This is a genomic window from Serratia microhaemolytica (genome assembly GCF_004011885.1).
GTDB lineage: Bacteria > Pseudomonadota > Gammaproteobacteria > Enterobacterales > Enterobacteriaceae > Serratia_G > Serratia_G microhaemolytica.
In genome coordinates this window covers 29918-49207 of record NZ_SBEF01000014.1, presented here as the reverse complement: position 1 = coordinate 49207, position 19290 = coordinate 29918, and the positions used below count along the sequence as shown (strand labels likewise).

Sequence of the window (19290 nt, the reverse complement as noted above, 5' to 3'; positions counted from 1 at the left end):
GTGCCACTCATATTGGCATTTAATTGATGCCAATCACACGACACGCAGAACAGCATTCAGATTGGTTGATATAATAAAACTAAGTCAGTTCGCTGACAGATGAAGTAGACGTATTTTGAGCGGCAAGAGTTCCATATTTAAAATTTGCCCCAATCACTTTATATGGCGACAATCCCCACTTTTGTTGTTGTAAATGGTGAATTTTTCAGCAATGATAATCGGAACATAGATAAGACTTGTTTTTGCCAACAGTTAAGTTTGTGCTTAATGTGCTGTCTGCCGGATCTCTCGAAAAGCCATTCCCTGGCAATTGTTTCGCACGACTTCAATTCATCTATCAACCAGTGGAAAAACTGTGGTATCGTTTTTTCGTGCCATCATTATTACCTATTGATAAAAAGGATATTATATGAAGTCGTTAAAATTATCAGTGCTGGCTCTAGTCACGGTGGCAGCCCTGCCGGCACAAGCCAATCAGTTTGCTGTCGGTGCTGCAGTTGTGGTCAGCCCTAGCCCTTATGCTGGCGATCAGGATCGCGTTTTACCGATACCGATGGTGAGTTATGAAGGAGAGCATGCCTATTTTAAAGGTTTAACCGGCGGCGTTCATGTCTGGCAAAATGAACAGCATCGCGTCTCTGTCAACGCCTATTATCTGCCGCTCTCTTTTAAACCAGACGACAGTGACATTTACGCCATGAAACGTTTGGACAAGCGCAACGCTACGCTGATGGCCGGTCTACTGTACCGTTATACCCACCCCACGTTGGGGGTAGTTCGCGTTGATATTGGCGCAGATACATTGAATAACAGTAATGGTGTATTGGGTGATATCGGTTACTTATACCGGTTCAATTTCGGTCAATGGGGCGTGACACCTGGTATTGGTGTTACCTGGGCCAGTAGTAATCACAATGAATACTACTATGGCGTGAGCGGTGCAGAGTCAATGCGCAGCGGGTTAGCACAATATCAACCTGGCAGTAGCTGGACTCCTTATATTGAATTATCAGTAGGATACCGGATTAATCAAAACTGGAGTGCTTTCCTCGCTGCCCGTGGCATGGCGTTACCTAAAGAGGTCAAAGACAGCCCAATGGTGGATAGCAGCGTCTCAGGCACACTGATTGCGGGATTCAATTACGCTTTTTAGTGCCTCTTTAGCTTTAAAACCATCAACTACCACATTCGGTAGATGCTAGCGTGTTGATCAGACAGTGATGTGATACTTCGGCGCTAAAAACAGCAACGCAGGCATAATGCCTGCGTTTTTAATGATCAGCCTGATGTTCTAGCCGCTTAATCTCTAGTGAAATAGCTCCCTAAACCAGCCGGAAACACCACCGTTATCATTAGATTTATTCTGTTGCGTCGGTGTCCGCTGCTGCTGTTCCACCCGTGCTGGCACGGCGGCTTGGCATAATGCTTGTGGATTATTCGTCCAGACTGGCAAGGTACGCACCCCATTACCGCTACAGATAAAATCACCAGATTCATTAATCGCCATCAGGTTAATCCCTTCCGGTGGCTGCAAGCGCAAGACCAGCGGTGTCTGATTCTCCAGATAGCGGCGATAGAGCGTCAGGGCACCGGTAGCACCGGTCAACTTAGTCGGGCCATTATTGTCGCGCCCAATCCAAGTGATAACCACCTCTTTACCATCAATGCCAGCAAACCAGCTATCACGCAGTTCATTGGTTGTGCCAGTTTTTACCGCTAGATTGTAGCTGGCAAATTTTGCCGCCAAACCACGTGAAGTACCGCTGCTGACGCTCTGCTGCATCGCATACAGCGTCAAATAGGCGGCCTGAGCGGGAATTTCACGCTTTGCTTGCGGATAGCTCTGATACAACACGGTACCTTGCTGGGTGATCACCGAACGTATCGCCGAAAGTTGTGCCCGATTGCCACCACTGGCTAACGTCTGATACTGCTGAGCCACCTCTATCGGTGTCAGGCCAATCGCACCAAGCAACATTGAGGGATTTTGTGATATCGCCGAACTGGGCGAACCCAAACGCTGCAGTGTCGCCCCGATCTGATCCAACCCAATCGTCATACCAAGGTTTACCGTTGGCACATTCAGAGAGGTGGCAAGAGCGTCAACCAACAACACGCGACCACGGAACTGGCGATCGTAATTGTTCGGCTCCCACAGTGAGCCATTAGATAACGTAAGCGACAACGGTTGATCTGCCAGCCAGGTATTCAGACGATATTTATCGGGTTCCGATAATGCGGTCAAATAAGTCGCCGGTTTCGCCAATGAACCAATCAGACGACGCGCCTGCATTGCGCGGTTAAAACCGGCAAACTGAGGATTAGCGCCGCCGACCATCGCACGCACTTCACCACTGAAGCGATCGACAATCACCATTGCCGCTTCAAGATCTGACATACTGTGCGCCTTACCGAGTGCTTTGATCCCCTCTTCAACCGCCTTTTCTGCCGCATCTTGTGAAACCGGATCCAAGGTGGTGAAAATACGCACCCCAGAGAGATCGTTAATCTTATCGCCGAGCTTCTTCTGCAACTCTTCACGCACCAGTTGCATAAACGCAGGTTGTGGCGAGATCACTCCCCCTTTCGGCTGCACCCCTAACGGCCGTGCGCTAAGCGTATTATGCAGTTCATCATCAATCAGCCCCTGACGCTGTAGCAGTTTAAGCACCACATTACGGCGCTCTAACGCCAATTGTGGATTGCGCCAGGGGTTATACAGTGAAGCGCCCTTCACCATGCCAACCAATAACGCTAGTTGATCCAGGCTTAGCTCATCGATCGGGCGACCAAAGTAGTAGAGACTGGCCAGTGGAAAACCACGGATCTGATCACCGCCACTCTGCCCCAGATAAACCTCATTGAGATAGAGCTCCAGAATGCGATCTTTGCTATAGCGATAGTCCAACAGTAACGCCATATAAGCTTCGTTCAGTTTGCGTGATAACGACCGCTCATTGCTAAGAAACAGGTTCTTCACCAGTTGCTGCGTTAGGGTACTACCGCCTTGTACCGTGCGCCCTGCGGTCATATTGGCTATCACCGCACGCCCAATCGAGAAGACACTGATACCATCGTGCTGGTAAAAATTGCGGTCTTCGGTCACCAACAGGGTTTCAACCAGCAGATCAGGAAAACCGGAACGATGGACAAACAGACGCTGTTCACCATTTGGTGATTGCATCATGGTGATCAGGCGGGGATCGAGGCGGAAGAAACCAAAACTACGCTGATTCTCCATATTGACGATGCGCGACAATCCATTGTTCCGAAACTCTAGCCGCGCCCGGATCAATCCCTCTTTACCATCGGGAAAATCAAACGGGCGGCGCAGTAACTCAATGCTATTCTCCTGCACGGAAAACTCACCCGGGCGGACAATACTGTTAACTTGGCGGTACTGCATCCCTTCCAACAGATGAATCATCTGCTGCTTGCTGTATGGCATCCCTGGCTCCAGGTTTACCATGCGACCATAGACAGCGACGGGAAACTCCCAGACCTGGCCATCAATACGGCTACGAATTTGTGAATCGAGGTAGACACCATAGATTGCCACCGCTGCAATCATCACCAGGAAAAGCTTTACAATCAGCCCAAGCCAACGGCGTTTCTTAGCGCCTTTTTTGCCTTTTGCTTTATCCGTCATGGCTGACTCCTCGAACACAAGTTACTAACTTAATCATATTTATCCTGATATTGGTTGACACCCATTGCAATGCAACAGGAACCTGTTTTACTACCAGCCGAATTTGCTACTATCCGACTTTACTACCAGCCGAAAACCGGCCATTAGCCACCACAAAACAGGTGGGGCAATATGTTGATTATTGATTTTTTTTGGTACGTCTGGTCGGAGCCGTGTGTGCGGGATCATCTGGCCATAAATGCTTGGGATAGCGCCCTTTCATCTCTTTCTGCACGTCTGCATATGCCCCGCGCCAAAACGCAGCCAGATCACGCGTGATCTGCAATGGCCGATAAGCAGGCGACAGTAACTCAAGCACCAGCACCACTCTCCCTTCCGCCACTGTTGGATTACTCTGTTCACCAAACATCTCTTGCAAACGTACTGCTAACACTGGCGGTTTATCTGCATGATAAGTGATTGGCAACCGACTACCAGTGGCAACATTGCAGTGGGTAGGTAAGGCATTATCCAACCGTTGCTTCTGCTGCCAGTCAAGCAACTGAGCCAACGCGTGGGCAACATTCACCTGCCTGAGCTGGTGCAGATTATGTACACCATGCAGAGCAGGAGACAACCAATCAGTTAACCGGGCAAGTAATGACGCATCATCCATGGCGGGCCAAACATATTCTGGCAGCCAACGTTGCGCACACTGTACGCGTAGCCTTAGCTGACAGGCTTGAACATCCCAGTTAAGCACATTCAGCCCCTGATTGCGCACCCAATGTATTAACGCTTGTTGCAACTGTTGCGCGGAAGGTTTGGCTAATGGTTGGCTATGTAACGTCAAACATCCCACTTGCTGACGTTGCCAAGCACGTAATGTGCCTTTATTTTCATCCCATTCAACGCGGGTCTGGCAACTGACGATTTCTGGTAACTGGCTCACCAAGCGCTCAATCGCCAGTGGTAATGCTAACAAAATACGGGCATCTGGCGTGTTATGCCCCTGCAATAGTGTCGGCACAACTAACCAACGCTGCTGTGACAGCGCATCATCTGCGTCCATCACCGCGCCTAAACCATTCGCCAGGCGATAGCGCCCATCCTGACCACGCTGTTGCGCAATGCGATCACTGAAAGCATGTACTAACAGTAATTCGGCCAGCGCCATATTAACCTGTCCAGTTGGCATGACACAGCGTTTAATCAATTGGCTAGCTCGACGCTGCCAATGTGGTTGTGGATGATGTAACCAGTAAGCCACATCAATCTGTCCTGCGCGTGGTGGCTCTTCCAGTAATGCCACCAGCAGTGCTGCTGTTGCTACCCCATCAGCACCGTGATGAATGCCAGCCAACAGCATCGCGGCTAATCGTGGCTCACATCCTAAATCCACCATCCACCGCCCTTTAGCGGTTAACTTGCCTTGTGCATCCACCGCAGCCAAACGCTGTAACAGTTCACGCGCTGATGCTAACGCTGTTTCAGCCGGTGGATCCAGCCAACTGAGTTGCGTGATATCGACACAGCCCCAAGCTAACAGTTCCAACCAAAACCCAGTTAAATCACTACGCAATATCTCCGGTACTGGCTGTGCTATCGCCCGTTCGGCCTGCTGTTTGCTCAATAAGTGCCAACAGATGCCCGCAGCTAACCGCCCGGCACGACCGGCACGCTGGCTCATAGCAGATTGGCTAATACGCTGACTGCTGAGCCGTGTCAGGCCGCTACGTTCGTCATAGTGAGCGACATGCTCAAACCCGCAGTCGATCACCAGCGTGATCCCCTCAATAGTCAAACTGGTTTCAGCAATATTGGTTGCCAACACCACCTTACGTCGTCCGGCTAACGCAGGCTGAATTGCCTGCTGCTGTTGAGAAAGCGGTAACGCACCATACAACGGACAAAGATCGACATCAGTCGGCAGATTATCTCGTAACAACGCCAATACCCGCAGGATCTGCGTAACTCCAGGTAAAAACAGCAGCAGTGATCCCGGTTGTTGCGCCATTAAGCGCTTTACTGCCTGTGCCGCGCCTTCTTCCAATCGTTGATGCGGGGCTAAAGGCTGGTAACAGCGCTCGACGGGATAACTGCGCCCAGTAGAAACCAGCAATGGCGCTTGCGGTAATCGTTGTGAGAGCCGGGAATCATCCAGCGTGGCAGACATGATCAACAGTTTAAGATCGTCACGTAGCCCCTGCTGCACATCAAGCAACAGCGCCAATGCCAAATCGGCCTGTAAACTGCGCTCGTGAAATTCATCCAAGATCACCAAACTAACACCGGTTAACTCAGCATCCTGCTGCAACATGCGCGTCAAAATACCCTCAGTCACCACCTCGAGACGTGTTTGTCTACCTACTTTACTTTCTGCTCGCAGTCGGTAACCCACGGTTTCACCAGGCTGCTCCCCCAACTGTTGTGCCAAACGACACGCGACACTCTTAGCAGCCAGCCGTCTCGGTTCCAGCATAATAATCCGCCCTGGTAGCGCAGCACTTGCCAAGATCTGTAGAGGCAGCCAGGTGGATTTTCCCGCGCCAGTGGGAGCATGGAGCAACACTTGCCGTGCCGACTGCAAAGCCAACAGCAATTGATCAATAATCGTATTAATTGGAAGAGGAGACATGACAGTTCCCGTGTTGCGCTAGCCAATAGTTACGCATGGTACATTTCACTGCTATAACATAGCAATGGTGCAACTTGGCAGAGATTGACAGCAAAACATAACCGAATTGACCGCACTAATGATACTATCGTCAAACGGGCTGAAAAATGCTTTAATGCTGCTGATAGTCTGGCCGGTCAAACAAGAGAGAAGAAGCGCGCTGTGATGTTGTCAAAATTCAAACGTAGCAAACATCAACAACACCTGGCACAACTGCCAAAACTGACTCAGGCAGCGGCCGATGCCGATACCCTGTACACTGCAGCCGATTTTCGCACTACGCTGCTCTCCGCTATCGCCTGTGCTAGCAACCGCATCTATCTGGTTGCGCTCTATCTGGAGCACGATGATGCTGGCCGAGAGATCCTGAATGCACTGTATCAAGCCAAACAGCAGCGCCCCGAATTAGATATCTGTGTGCTGGTTGACTGGCACCGCGCACAGCGTGGGCGAATTGGTGCAGCAGCCAGCGACACCAACGCCGACTGGTATTACCGCCTAGCGGCAGAATACCCGGCGCTTTCGGTACCCATCTATGGTGTACCCGTCAATACGCGCGAAGCCTTGGGTGTGTTACACCTGAAGGGATTTATCGTTGATGATACCGTTATTTACAGTGGTGCCAGCATCAATGATGTCTACCTGCATCAACATGAGAAATATCGCTACGATCGCTACCAATTGCTCACGAACCCAACGTTAGCCGAGACTTTCTGTCGCTACATCAAGCAACACCTACTCACTAGCGCAGCGGTACAGCCGCTCGATCGTGCCAAGCGAGCAACAAATAGTGAATTGAAAAATGAGATCCGCCAGCTCAGGCTAAATTTGCGCAGTGCTAACTACCAGTTCCAATCAAATGCCAGTAACGAAGAGCTAGCAGTGACACCGCTGGTAGGCTTGGGAAAACCAAGCCTACTCAATAAGACCATCTACCATTTGATGGCCAGCACAGAGCAGAAGCTGACACTCTGCACCCCTTACTTCAATCTTCCCTCAACATTGGTACGCACCATTGTCTCGTTACTGCGAGAAGGCAAACAGGTTGAGATTATCGTTGGTGACAAGAGCGCTAACGACTTCTACATTCCAGAAGATCAGCCTTTTAAGATTATTGGCGCACTGCCCTACCTGTACGAAATCAATCTACGCCGCTTTTTGAGCCGCTTACAACGCTACGTCTATAGCGGACAATTGATAGTCCGATTGTGGAAAGACGGTGATAATAGCTACCACTTGAAGGGGGTATGGGTGGATGAAAAGTGGCAACTGATCACAGGGAATAATCTGAATCCACGCGCCTGGCGGTTGGATCTGGAAAATGCAATCCTGATCCATGATCCCAAACTGGAGCTACAGCAACAACGCCAACAAGAACTGGCGATGATCCGCACTCACACCACGCTAGTCACTCACTACATTGATCTTCAGTCAATCGATAAATACCCGGATAAAGTACGTAAACTGATCCGGCGATTACGCCGTATCCGCATTGACCGTTTGATTCGCCGCATTCTGTAAAACAGCTACACTATACCTGCCACCCGGTCTCCACTGCACACCGGGTTTGCCGATTGCAACGTAATTGACTTGCCGCATCTGCTGATAAAAACCGTTGCCAATCGGTCAGAATCCCTCCAGCCTGGCTAAAAAGGGGCTTCCAATGGTATCCAATACTCAGCGTGAACAGCAGTTATTAAAACGTTCGATCTCTGGTGCAATCGCTATCGCCTGTCTAAGTGTTTCCTTCGGATTGATAACCGGTTCACAATCAATCATGTTCGATGGGATGTTCTCCATTCTGGATGCGGTATTATCAAGCCTGGCGCTATTTGTACTGAGACTCATCGAACAGAACCCGACCAGTCGTCGCTTTCAGTATGGTTTTTGGCATATTGAGCCACTGGTGCTGGTTTTTAATGGCAGTTTACTGATCTTACTCTGTTTCTATGCCTTTATTAACGCAATAAAAAGCCTGCTTGAAGGTGGCAATCCGTTTGACCTGGGTTGGGCGATGAGTTACTCCTTCGCAGTCACAGTAATCTGTTTGCTGATTTTTATTAAACAAAAACAGGCCAATGACCAAATATCCTCGCCAATTATTGAGTTAGACATCAAAGGATGGCTAATCTCCACCGCAATCAGTGGTGCCATTTTCTGCGCTTTCTCGCTCGCCTGGCTGCTACAACGGACACACTATGCTTACCTGATCCCGTATGTCGACTCAGTTATACTGGCTGTCCTGATCCTGTTTGTGATCCCCACCCCAGCCAAAATTGTTTTCAACGCGATCAAAGAAGTATTACTGATCACACCAACTGACTTGGATAACCAGGTAGAACAGTTAATGCAGCAGCTCAGCCAACGTTACGGTTTCATCACCTATTCTCACTACGTAACCCGCATTGGTCGCGGCATGTTTCTCGAAGTCTATGTAGTACTGCCTGAAGCACTAGAGCATATTGGTATTAGTGAGTTAGATAGCATTCGTGAACATATTTCACAATCAGTACAACAACCCGGGTTAACTTTATGGATGAGTGTCTCTTTCTGTCGCGATGAGAAGTGGCTGTAACCAAACGACCGAATGGGATTGCACCTTGACTGGGTGATAATTAACTCACTAGAAAGCATTGAAATAGCCACTGCCAAGCCGTCAATCAAACAATCGCTAGCAGCCGCGCCAAACAGCTCTTAAGGCGTGTCTCCCGCTTCGGCAAAGCCTTTAATATCACCGACCACCGGGACAAAATCGGCCAAGGTTGAGAGTTGGCTAATTACCTCATTTGAATGGAGTCTCGGTAATCAGCACAGGGCAAGATCACGAACGTTTTTTAACCAAAAACAGTATTTGACCTGAGCACGTGTTGATGTTTTTCCCCTTATCAAAGCAAAAGCATTGTCTCGCTCCTCCCCCTGCAAAGGGGGAGGCTGGGAGGGGGTATTTCAAAATAATCAAATGCGTTAACACCCCACCCTAACCCTCCCCTTATTAAGGGGAGGGAACTACCTGGCCCCTCGTATTGTGGCACAGAACAAACTTTAGTTAATAATCGATTAAAAAACGTTCATGCGTTTGCCCTGGATTGACGACTGTCTTCGATTTCTGAAAAATGTTGAATAAATGCATCAAGGTACATGATTGTCTCCCCAAGAGAGTATAAGATCATGCTCTACAATTTACGTCAATACTGCCATTGCGTTGGTTAAAAAATATTCGTAATCTTGCCCTGAGCAACCCCCTAAGCTGCAGGCTTGATATTTTGGTAACTAACTGATTATTTTATTTATTTTTAATATATCCTTCCGTACATCCTCATCAATAGTCAGAAGATCCAACGCATTTATAAGTTGCTTTATCTGTATAAAAATATGTTCCTTATCCTCCAGTTCCTCTCTTTTAATCGTTGATAGAGCAGCTATAAGTTCTCCATCATAGTATTCACCGGCTAATGGATTCTCATCAATTATCGTCAATACCCTTGGCATCAATTGAGCAATACACAGTTTTTGTCGGATCGCACGGCAAATATCCTCTACATCTAGACTATCGATAGGTATGTCGATAATCTGTTCAAACCACAATTCAAGTGAAGACTGTCGGCTAGGTTCTTTCGTTGAATTTATGTTTCCTAACAAGTCACGGAAAGTTGTCATATACCATACCCCTTTATTGCGGATTCAATTCTATTGATGGCATTGGTTGCTCTGTTATATGCTGCCTGAGCATCTGGATTATTTACATTTTTCAGTGTGTCTGCATGCTTCCTTAATCCCCTCAGTGTATTTTGCATTTCTTGCATGTGATCCCAATATCCTCCTTCCTTTTTGGGTACAGGTGTCCCCTCCATATCTTTAAGTGTTCCAGTAATATCATGGTCCTTTATGGAGTGTTTTATTGTGTTATCAATCTTTTTGATAGCACTTTCTTGCTTTTGATTCAGCTTATCGCCTTTTTTCAGTGCTTGTTTCGCTGCTTTCAGCGCTTTGCCAGCGGCGTCGCCGACAACCGGGATCACGCCGATGGCGGCAGCGAGAAAATCGAGCGTGTCTTCCGCTTCGGCAAAGCCTTTAATATCGCCGACCACCGGGACAAAATCGACCAAGGTTGAGAGCTGGCTGATGGCCTCCTGGGAGCGTGGGTCTTGGTAATCAGCATGATAAGCGTCGAGCGCTTCGCCGCCCAACTGTTCGGCTATAGTGGCAAAGGTCTCTGGGTTTTGGTGATACAGCGCACCGGCGGCCAGCAATCGCCCCACCGCTGCACTGTTGAGTGTGCTCAATGTCGGTTCAGTGCGGTTGTGCTCGCCGTCCGCTGTGGTGCTTGCCGCGGCAGCCGCTTCCGGTGTGACATTAGCGCCGGTTTCGACCGTTAATGGCTGGCCAGCAAACGCATTTTTTATCCACTGGCTGGCTTCGGCAAGCTGCTGTTCATCGTTGAGATCGAGCGCTTGGCTGGCGGTGATCTGGCCGTTGTGTGTGGCATAAATGTTGAAGTTTTTGCCGTGCAGGCTGATACGGCCGTCGGCGTGCAGTTCCAGTGCCGATGCGCCGCTCTCCAGCCGAATGCCGCGCGCCGAGGCCAGTTCCAGCACCTGTTGTACCGTGCGTTGCTGTTGGCCGTTGATCTTGGTGTGTTGATCGCCCTGAACCGTGAGGGTGTGGTTGCCGTGCGCGGTGAAGTGATAATGTTGGCCAATCTCAATCTGCTGATTTTGTCGCACCGTTTCGATGTGGTTAGCCCCCACTTCGGTGACGCGGTTGTTGAGCACTTGGGTGGTCATGTCGCGCTGGGCACGCAGGAATAGGCCTTCCATGCCCTTGGCATCTTCAAAGCGCAGTTCGTTGTAGCCTTCGCCTTTGTGGGTTTTGCTACGCAGCACCATCTGGGTTTTCGCCATCGGCAGTTTCAGCGCGGCGCGGTTGACCGCATGATAGGTGCGGCCGGTGACCATCGGTTGATCCGGATCGCCGTGCAGGAAGTGGATCACCACTTCCTGGCCGACGCGCGGGATGGCGATCATGCCCCAGCCTTGTCCTGCCCACGGCTGGCTGACGCGGATCCAGCATGAGCTGTGGTCGTCGCTGTTGCCGTAGCGATCCCAACGGAACTGCACGCGGATGCGGCCATGTTCATCGCAGAAGATCTCTTCGTTGCCGGGGCCGACTACCTTGGCCAGATGTGGCCCGTCGATGACCGGTTTCGGCAGTGGCGTTGGCCGCCAGGTCTGGGTGCGCGGGATAAACTGGAACTCGCTGGTGAGGTGGGTGCCTTGCTCGCCGGCTTCCTGCTCCATCGCTTGCGGTTGTTGGCCGCTGTGGCGGGTGGCGATCAGTTGCCAGTCGCCGTTCAGGTCAGCGCGCGGGTGCTGGCTCAGCGTCAGGAGAATGCCAGGTTGCAGGCGGAAGTCGTTGCTGTGGCCGCGCCCCAAGCGGGCGTCGTTGCGCAGCGCCTCCAGCCGGTAGCGGGTGAAGTCTTTGCCGTGCTGCTGATCTTTGAAGCGACCAGGAAAATCAAACTGTTGGTAACTGCGACGCTGAGCGATTTCACCGCTGGCCTGTTGGGTGAATGTCGCATCCCAGCGCGGGTTTTTGAAGGTGTGATCCTTCAGTTGCACCTCCGCCGGGCGCACTTGCGCGCTGCAAATGAAGCGGTTGACGCACAACTCGTTGGCTTGTGCCGCGACGTTCGGGTTGTACGGCAGGCTGGCTTTTTTCCGGATGATGCCGCAGTCATCGGCAAACACTACGGTATGGCGGCCCTGGTTGAACTCAAAATAGAAGAAGATGCCCTCTTCGGCGGCCAGGCGCTGGATAAACGCGAGGTCACTCTCTTGATACTGCACACAGAATTCGCGTGCTGGGTGCGGGTGGCGCAGGCCAAAGGCATAGTCGACGATTTGCGCTTCACGCAGCAGTTTGCTGATGATCTGCTCGATCGTCTCAAGCTGGAAGATGCGTGAGTTACGGCACAGGCTCAAGCGCCACAGGCTGGGGCGTACTTCCATGCGGTAGCGGGTTTGCTGGAAGCCGCTGTCGCCCTGTTGAAAGCAGGTGACAATGCCGGAAACGGTGCGTTGCAGCACGCCGTCGCGCCAGACCGAGAGTGTCGCCCCGCGATCAAGCACCGCATCAAAATCAACCGCCGGGTTGGCGCTGGCGAGGTTAAGTTCCAGTTCAAACAGTGAAGAATAGTGTTCGTGCAGGGTGAAATCGACTACGGCGAAGGTGCCTGCCGGTTGGCCTCCGGCGCTAAGGGTGAATTGCAATCCACTGGCTTGAGTGCTCATGTTCCCGTTCCCTGTTATCACGTTGATTATACGTGTAAATGACTTGGTTTTAGTGGTTCTGATCACGGTGAGTGATGGTCGATACCGCAACGGCTAAAAAGCCTAACTGAGACGATAGTTTAATCACTGTTCTGGGATTAAATCACGCAGTTGCATGCAAAGAAACTGGTTCTCTTACCCTACGTTAATACAGGGTGTCTGGCTGTGAGATTCAGGTGATCGTTATCCCCCGCTGACGGTTGCAGCGCTGTCATGGTGTTGAGTGCGCTGAACAGCACACCAACGCGGATCCATGATGTTCATCGTGCCAATCGCGATTGAATGACACGCTGCGACTCGACTTGAGCCTGTATCCAATCACCATCCCTGGTGAAAAATCAATCAGGCACAGGCACTACCTGTTGAATACACAGAGATTGATGATGATTATTCGTTTCAGTGCGCTAGTAAATTAGCGCTATGCCGTCCCGCCGACAATTAATGACTCCACTTTTAAAGTGGGTTGACCAACACCTACTGGCACACTCTGCCCCTCTTTACCGCAGACTCCCACTCCGTTATCAAGTGCCAGATCATTGCCGACCATCACGATTTTCTGCATTGTTTCAATGCCCGAACCGATCAGCGTTGCTCCTTTCACTGGCTTGCTGATGCGGCCTTTTTCGATCAGATAGGCTTCAGACGTTGAGAAAACAAATTTACCCGAGGTGATATCTACCTGTCCGCCGCCAAAATTAGGCGCGTAGAGTCCATAATCAACACTGGCGATAATCTCCTCCGGCGTCGATTTCCCGGCCAGTAAATAGGTGTTGGTCATGCGTGGCATTGGCAGGTGAGCATACGACTCGCGGCGGCCGTTACCGGTCGGGGCAACCCCCATCAGGCGAGCGTTAAGTTTATCTTGCAGATATCGTTTTAAAATACCATTTTCAATCAGTACATTGTATTGCCCAGGCACACCTTCATCATCAATCGCTACCGAACCTCGACGTCCTAACAGAGTGCCATCATCAACCACGGTGCATAACTCAGAGGACACCCGTTGGCCAACCCGATTGCTAAACAGCGAATTACCACGGCGGTTGAAGTCTCCTTCTAGACCATGCCCGACCGCTTCATGCAATAGCACGCCCGGCCAACCAGCACCTAATACCACGGGCATACTTCCGGCTGGAGCGTCAATCGCTGATAGATTGATCAATGCCAGGCGTACTGCTTCTTTTGCGTAGCGTTCTGCTCGCACTTCACCGGCATCGATGGACAAAAACTGGTCATAGCCATAACGTCCACCGCCACCACTGGCACCGCGCTCACGTTTACCATCCTGTTCAACCAGTACGCTGACCGAACAGCGCACTAATGGACGAACATCAGCCGCCAGTGTTCCATCGGTTGCCGCAACCAGCACCAGTTCATAGACGCCGCTGATACTGGCTGTTACTTCCTGTACCCGTTTATCTTCCGCACGAGCAACTTGATCTATACGCTGTAACAGCGCAATTTTCTGATCCCGTGACAAACTCTGTAGCGGATCCAGCGCTGGGTAGAGCGGTGCGTAATTTACTGCTTGCAGAGTATGGACTTTGCCGTTGCCCTTTTCGCGCACAATGCTGCGCGCTGCTTGGGCGCTCTGTTGCAGAGCATTCAGTGTCAGTTGATCCGCGTAGGCAAAGCCGGTTTTTTCGCCACTCACGGCACGTACACCGACACCCTGATCAATATTGTATGAGCCCTCTTTGATGATGCGATCTTCAATCACCCAAGCCTCGTGGTAACTGGATTGAAAATAGAGATCAGCGTAATCGATCCGGCGTTCGCTTAACTGTTCTAAGGTAGAAAAAAGATCTTGATGGCTTAGGTTGTTCACAGCCAGTAGCTGTTCACTGACAAAGGTCAGGCTCATATTCTGTTCACTCTTTACTAACGTCTGGGATTGTAGTCGCAGCTACTGATTGTGGTTCAGCCGATTGCGGTTCCACTAATTGTGGTTGGAAGCGATTGTGCTGCATCACTGGCATCTGCATACGAATAGTATTCAACTTGCTGGTATCAACGCGTACTTTTAACGCAGAAACAGCATCAGCATTCTGTGTCAGTACATTGCCCCAGCTATCAATCGCAATTGAGTGTCCCCAGGTTCGACGTGTTGCATCGTGTCGGCCAACTTGGGCTGGTGCCAAAATAATGCACTGGTTCTCTATCGCTCGCGCTCGCAATAAAACTTCCCAATGTGCTTCACCTGTCACGCGAGTAAAGGCTGCCGGTACCGAGATCAATTCAGCACCTTGGGCTCGCAGCGCCTGAAACAGTCCGGGAAAACGTAAATCGTAGCAGATGGTCATACCAAGACGCCCTACCGGAGTATCAACAACGGTTAGGTGCTGGCCATGACGATAGGTGTCAGACTCGCGATAGTGAGCATGCATATCATTGATTTCAACATCAAACATATGCATCTTGTCATAGCGGGCACGGATTTCACCTTGATCATCAAACAGTAGGCTACTGCTGGTGATGCTCTGGCTATCCTCTCGGCTGATCAGTGGCATTGAACCCACCAATAGCCATACACCATAACGCCGTGCTATATCGCGTACCGCTTGTTGCAGTGGGCCATCACCTTGGGCTTCCGCGTGTTGGCGGTAGCTCGCTGAGTTGGCAAATAACAGGGCATTTTCAGGTGTCATTACCAACCTGATGCCTGCATTCAGGTGTTTAATTTGCTGTTCTATCTGGGCCAGGTTATCGCGCACCTGGCCGCCACTACATAATTGTAATAATGCAACATTAGCATTTTTCACGGCGCTTGCTCCTCCTTCGGCTGGCGCAGCACCTCGTTGATGGTTGGCTGTTCGAGGCTGCCGCTGATGTCATAGCGAATAAACGATATTTTGCTCCATAAAGGTGTCAGAACTTTTGATGCCGCAAACACTGCAGCACCGACAATCGGGTTAATGACAAACGCAGCAGCAACCCCCACCGTCGCCGAGAGCTCGGGCGCAATCACCGCTTGCATAGCTACCTGTCGTTTCACTAGGTCGATTTGACCACGCATGGCGATATCCGCCAACAGACCATCAACCAGCAAATTGTTAGTATGCAGTATGCCATTTTTAACACGAATGTCGCCGCGTATGGAGTCAAAGTAGAAACCACGGCCAAAAGTGTCGCGAAAGTCGAGCTGCAATTTGCGTAGCAATGCATCAAAGCTGATTAAGCGCAGCAAACGCCCGGCACGACCAGCACCAATACTGTCAATTTCTCCTTTCCCCAGCGCAAAATTGATGCTGCCATGCAGTGTATCGATTTGTGGCTGCCAGGGACGTCCAGACCAGTATAGATTAAAGCCGATGTCGTAAGGCGCTTCTTGTATTGGGATAATAACACCAAAAAAATCGGCACTCTGTTCGATGTTTGTGCCCTCTAGCGTGCCTTGGAATGCGCTACGTTCACCCTGTCGGCCCTGTTGCCAGGAACCACGTACTCGCAGGCGACCATAGCCTGTGTCGAGTAGCCCCTGTTCCAACAGTAGGCTATCGCCCCGATGTTGGATCTCCGCACTGACCTGGCCGAGGTTTTGCCCCAACAACCAGCATGACTGGCAGCGAAAATTGATTGAGGGCCAAGATTGAAATGACAGTGCTTCACTCTCTGTTGCTGGCTGTGTGGCTGGAAACTGCGGGTTGTAGTACAGGTAGGCAAACTCAGCTTGCCACGGGCCTTGATCTGGTATTGTCAGCCAGCCATCCAATTCTTGCCCTTTGGCATTTAACCTTTTTCCTGACGGTTGCTGCTTGATGACCAGTTTTAGGTCATTCCATACTTGGCCAGCTAAGGTTAACCGTTTGGTATTAAGCACCATATTGGTTGGGAAATGGAACATGCCAACATTACCACCACCCTGAACCCCTTCACTCCGATTAGCGGTTGGTTGTGCTGTCGATGGCAGTAATTGCAACCAGTGGTCAAGATCAACAGCCGGTAGATTGAGCATCAAGGTTTTCATTTCAGGTAGTGCTGCTGGCGAATCTGTCGCCATCTCCCAGGCAGCTCGTTGCAGCGTGATACGCTGTGGAGCCAATTGCCACTGACTGGCAAACTGATGTCGCTCTGCGGCTCGACCATGCAGCATAAATCCCTGTAAGCCACCGGTTACCGTGGCATGTAATGGTAAGCGAACTCCCGGTTTTTTATTGAGCGGCGCGGGTAGCTGGCTGCTTATTTTTTCTAATTCAGCATCTAGGGTGATGTTATAGTTTGCTGCTGCTTGGTACGGCAGTCTGATTGCCACTTGGCTACGCCAACTGGCTTCGCCAGCCAGCGCCCGACGTAGCGGTTGTGGTAGTTCCGCGATGTTGCCCAGGTGCCAATCACCATTCAGCGCCAAATTGACCCGGTACTCGTGCTGATTGGCCGCAGTATCGAATCTGAGTGTCAGTGGCTGGCCAAACCAGGTGGCGGTTAGGTTGCTGCTGCTGAGAGTTGCATTGTGAAAACGAAACTTGCCACTGACCTGCTTTAGTTCGCTGTTGAGTGGGTTAATCAACACGCTGTTATTGTTTAGTGTCACTTCACCACTGGCGTTGGCACCCCCGCCTTTCAGTGGAATATCCAGGTGCAAGTTGCCCTGCACCGCACCACTCACTTGTACCTGTTCTAATGCAGCAGCGACTGAATTCCTCAATGGTGTCTGCTGGAAATAGGTTTTTATGTCATTCCCCTGCCCAGCAATGTTGGCATCAATGATCAGTTGCTGTTTTAGGTAATTCGGTATCGCAGCACGAATGTTGCTACCGGTCACGTTGCCAAGCATGGTTTGTGCTGCCACCATCCACAAACCAGCATTGCGAAAATCAAGATCGATCGCCAGATCATGCAGTGCTGGCCAAGTGCGCTGAAACTGGAATGTTGCCTGGCGTAGCGGTACATAAACCTGAAATTGTCCCTGATTGTTGGCGTAAGGAAACTGGCGTGGGTTACCCGCATGGATCAGTGCAGCATTTTCAACCACGCCAGCCCGGATCGCGCTGCCAAGGTAGCTGGCCAGCGGTTTGCCCATAATAGATTTTGGAAAATAACGCCACGCTTCTGCTCCATCATAAAGATGGATGCCAGCCAAAATATCAAGCCAAGGTTCTCCAGCGCTGGGATGTAGATAGTGGAAATCGCCTCTTACCCAGAGCGATTTCGCTTGTACGTCCAGTGCTCTCCCTGACAGTTGCCAACCTTGAGGGCCATATTGCCAGCTCACGACACCATGCGCTTGGCTAATCTCAAGTGGTGCTGCAAAGTGATTGCCATACGGTAAGGTGCTATCCTGTAGTTCGAGCGTCAAGCGGCCATCTTCAATACTGCCAGCCAGTGCTCCAGAAAAGTGGTCAGCCCCTGGCAGGAGTTTCCAATGCTGCCAACTGAGATCTTGCCACCAGGCCTGAAAACGGGTCTGTCTTGGCTGCTGTAGCGGAATATCCAGTGCTAGCGCACGTAACTTGCCTTTTGGTTGCAGATCCTGCCAACGGTCAAGCAGATTGGGGCTGAGAAATGAGAGCGTTGGCAGCAACGCAGAGAGCCGTTCTAGTTGGATACCGTAGGCGCGCAGCCGTAGTTCGTCACGCAACGATGCGTCTTTCAGCGGCGTTAACCATAATGCTGATAGTGAACCAGCAGGCCAAGGTTGACCATCCGTTTTCAGATTCAGTTCTGGTAGATCCAACTGCCAGCCATCCGGTTGTCGGCTGAGTGTTAATGCCAGGTTATCGACTTCAAGCTGGTGTTGGCGACTGTTCACTAACCAGCTAGCGATACCTTGGCTCAGTAATGCATCGCCACCATGTATTTCACCACCGCTAAGGTGCAACCAGATCGCGAGGTTAAAGTTGGCATTTTGCAGCCCTGTGTTACTTTTTAACCAGCGACTGAACCACGGTTTCATATCAACATCATTGGCCTTTAGGTAGATCGTGCCGCTGTTGAGCAACCCCTCTTCATCACGCAGATCAAGCCGCAGTTCCAGTGCGCCATGGTGGTTGTAGAAGGTTGATAGACTAACCTGCCCCTCTGCTCGGTGGCGGTTAGCGCGGTTGAGCCAGGTGAGTTGTGGGATATGCAGTACCGCATGTTGGCCTGAGGGGGTAAAAAATGAGACGCCACTATTGCGCAGATCAAAGTGATCAAAATGAAACAGAAATAGCTCGCCTATTTTCCCAGCAGAGAAATTAGGCACTCCTCCCCCAGCTAAGGGTTCGGTAATATCCAGTTGTAGTTGATAGAAGGTGAGATCACGAAATTGCCAGCGCCAATCGAGCAGTGATTGCCAAACATCAAGTGCCAGGGTAAGGCGTGCGATCTGTAGGTGACCATTCGGTAGCGTAGCACGCAGATTGCGCATTTCTAGGGTGGGTCCAAAGGTCTGCCAACTGCCTTGAATAAAATCAGCATCAACCGGAACCGACAACACCTTTTCCAACTGCATCAATAATTGCGGACGATAGCGATCCAACTCGGGCAACAATAAACGCAACCCACTGATTAACAATGCAACAATAACAGTCAGCGTCGCGCAGGCAGTCAATAGCAGCCTTGGTAGTTGCCTCACAAATTTCCCCTTATCTTTCTTGCATAACACCCTGGCTGGCTGGGGCATCCGCATGAATCATGTTCATCATTTTGCCCGGCCTGGCTGCAGCAACAACCCG

The 19290-nt window shown here is 50.7% G+C and carries 9 protein-coding genes and 1 pseudogene; 3 read left to right on the top strand and 7 right to left on the bottom strand.

Translation table 11 applies throughout. From position 1 onward, the window contains the following. The first annotated feature begins 409 nt into the window (after window positions 1–409). Window positions 410–1153 (top strand): MipA/OmpV family protein, encoded by a 744-nt coding sequence (locus EOJ37_RS06475; RefSeq protein WP_127959062.1) that lies wholly within the window; start codon window positions 410–412, stop codon window positions 1151–1153. A gap of 153 nt (window positions 1154–1306) precedes the next feature. Here the strand turns inward: EOJ37_RS06475 and mrcB are convergent. Together mrcB and hrpB are read right to left on the bottom strand one after the other, a co-directional pair. Beyond that, window positions 1307–3661: pseudogene (mrcB, locus tag EOJ37_RS06470) on the bottom strand (bifunctional glycosyl transferase/transpeptidase); the annotation flags it as partial. Window positions 3662–3827: 166 nt separating this feature from the next. Beyond that, entirely contained in the window at window positions 3828–6266 is a 2439-nt protein-coding gene (hrpB, locus tag EOJ37_RS06465) for an ATP-dependent helicase HrpB (protein WP_127959058.1), read from the bottom strand. A gap of 204 nt (window positions 6267–6470) precedes the next feature. Here hrpB and pssA point away from each other — a divergent pair, with 204 nt between their 5' ends. Together pssA and EOJ37_RS06455 are read left to right on the top strand one after the other, a co-directional pair. Beyond that, window positions 6471–7826 carry a CDP-diacylglycerol--serine O-phosphatidyltransferase gene (gene pssA, locus EOJ37_RS06460; protein ID WP_162473665.1) on the top strand — a complete coding sequence of 452 codons (1356 nt, stop codon included), beginning with the start codon at window positions 6471–6473 and terminating at the stop codon, window positions 7824–7826. A gap of 142 nt (window positions 7827–7968) precedes the next feature. Beyond that, on the top strand, window positions 7969–8880 hold the full coding sequence (locus tag EOJ37_RS06455; RefSeq protein WP_127959054.1) for a cation diffusion facilitator family transporter: 912 nt from the start codon (window positions 7969–7971) through the stop codon (window positions 8878–8880). 695 nt (window positions 8881–9575) lie between these two features. Here the strand turns inward: EOJ37_RS06455 and EOJ37_RS06450 are convergent. From EOJ37_RS06450 to yhdP, 5 genes are all read right to left on the bottom strand, one after another. Further along, on the bottom strand, window positions 9576–9962 hold the full coding sequence (locus EOJ37_RS06450; RefSeq protein WP_127959052.1) for a contact-dependent growth inhibition system immunity protein: 387 nt from the start codon (window positions 9960–9962) through the stop codon (window positions 9576–9578). After that, window positions 9959–12616: a type VI secretion system tip protein TssI/VgrG gene (tssI, locus tag EOJ37_RS15040; protein WP_420820622.1), complete on the bottom strand. Its 2658-nt coding sequence runs from the start codon at window positions 12614–12616 to the stop codon at window positions 9959–9961. The genes EOJ37_RS06450 and tssI overlap by 4 nt, the downstream gene beginning before the upstream one ends. A gap of 436 nt (window positions 12617–13052) precedes the next feature. Further along, window positions 13053–14498, bottom strand: a complete 1446-nt coding sequence (tldD, locus tag EOJ37_RS06435; protein ID WP_127959050.1) for a metalloprotease TldD — start codon at window positions 14496–14498, stop codon at window positions 13053–13055. 7 nt (window positions 14499–14505) lie between these two features. Continuing rightward, complete coding sequence (nit1, locus tag EOJ37_RS06430; protein WP_127959048.1) at window positions 14506–15396, bottom strand: deaminated glutathione amidase; 891 nt, start codon at window positions 15394–15396, stop codon at window positions 14506–14508. Then, on the bottom strand, window positions 15393–19190 hold the full coding sequence (gene yhdP, locus EOJ37_RS06425) for an AsmA2 domain-containing protein YhdP (protein WP_127959046.1): 3798 nt from the start codon (window positions 19188–19190) through the stop codon (window positions 15393–15395). Before yhdP ends, nit1 begins: the two co-directional genes overlap by 4 nt. Between the last annotated feature and the right edge of the window lie 100 nt (window positions 19191–19290).

Coding starts and splice junctions, on each gene's coding strand:
- EOJ37_RS06455 (WP_127959054.1), top strand. CDS start 7,969: ATGGTATCCAATACTCAGCGTGAACAGCAGTTATTAAAACGTTCGATC.
- hrpB (WP_127959058.1), bottom strand. CDS start 6,266: ATGTCTCCTCTTCCAATTAATACGATTATTGATCAATTGCTGTTGGCT.
- EOJ37_RS06450 (WP_127959052.1), bottom strand. CDS start 9,962: ATGACAACTTTCCGTGACTTGTTAGGAAACATAAATTCAACGAAAGAA.
- EOJ37_RS06475 (WP_127959062.1), top strand. CDS start 410: ATGAAGTCGTTAAAATTATCAGTGCTGGCTCTAGTCACGGTGGCAGCC.
- tldD (WP_127959050.1), bottom strand. CDS start 14,498: ATGAGCCTGACCTTTGTCAGTGAACAGCTACTGGCTGTGAACAACCTA.
- pssA (WP_162473665.1), top strand. CDS start 6,471: ATGTTGTCAAAATTCAAACGTAGCAAACATCAACAACACCTGGCACAA.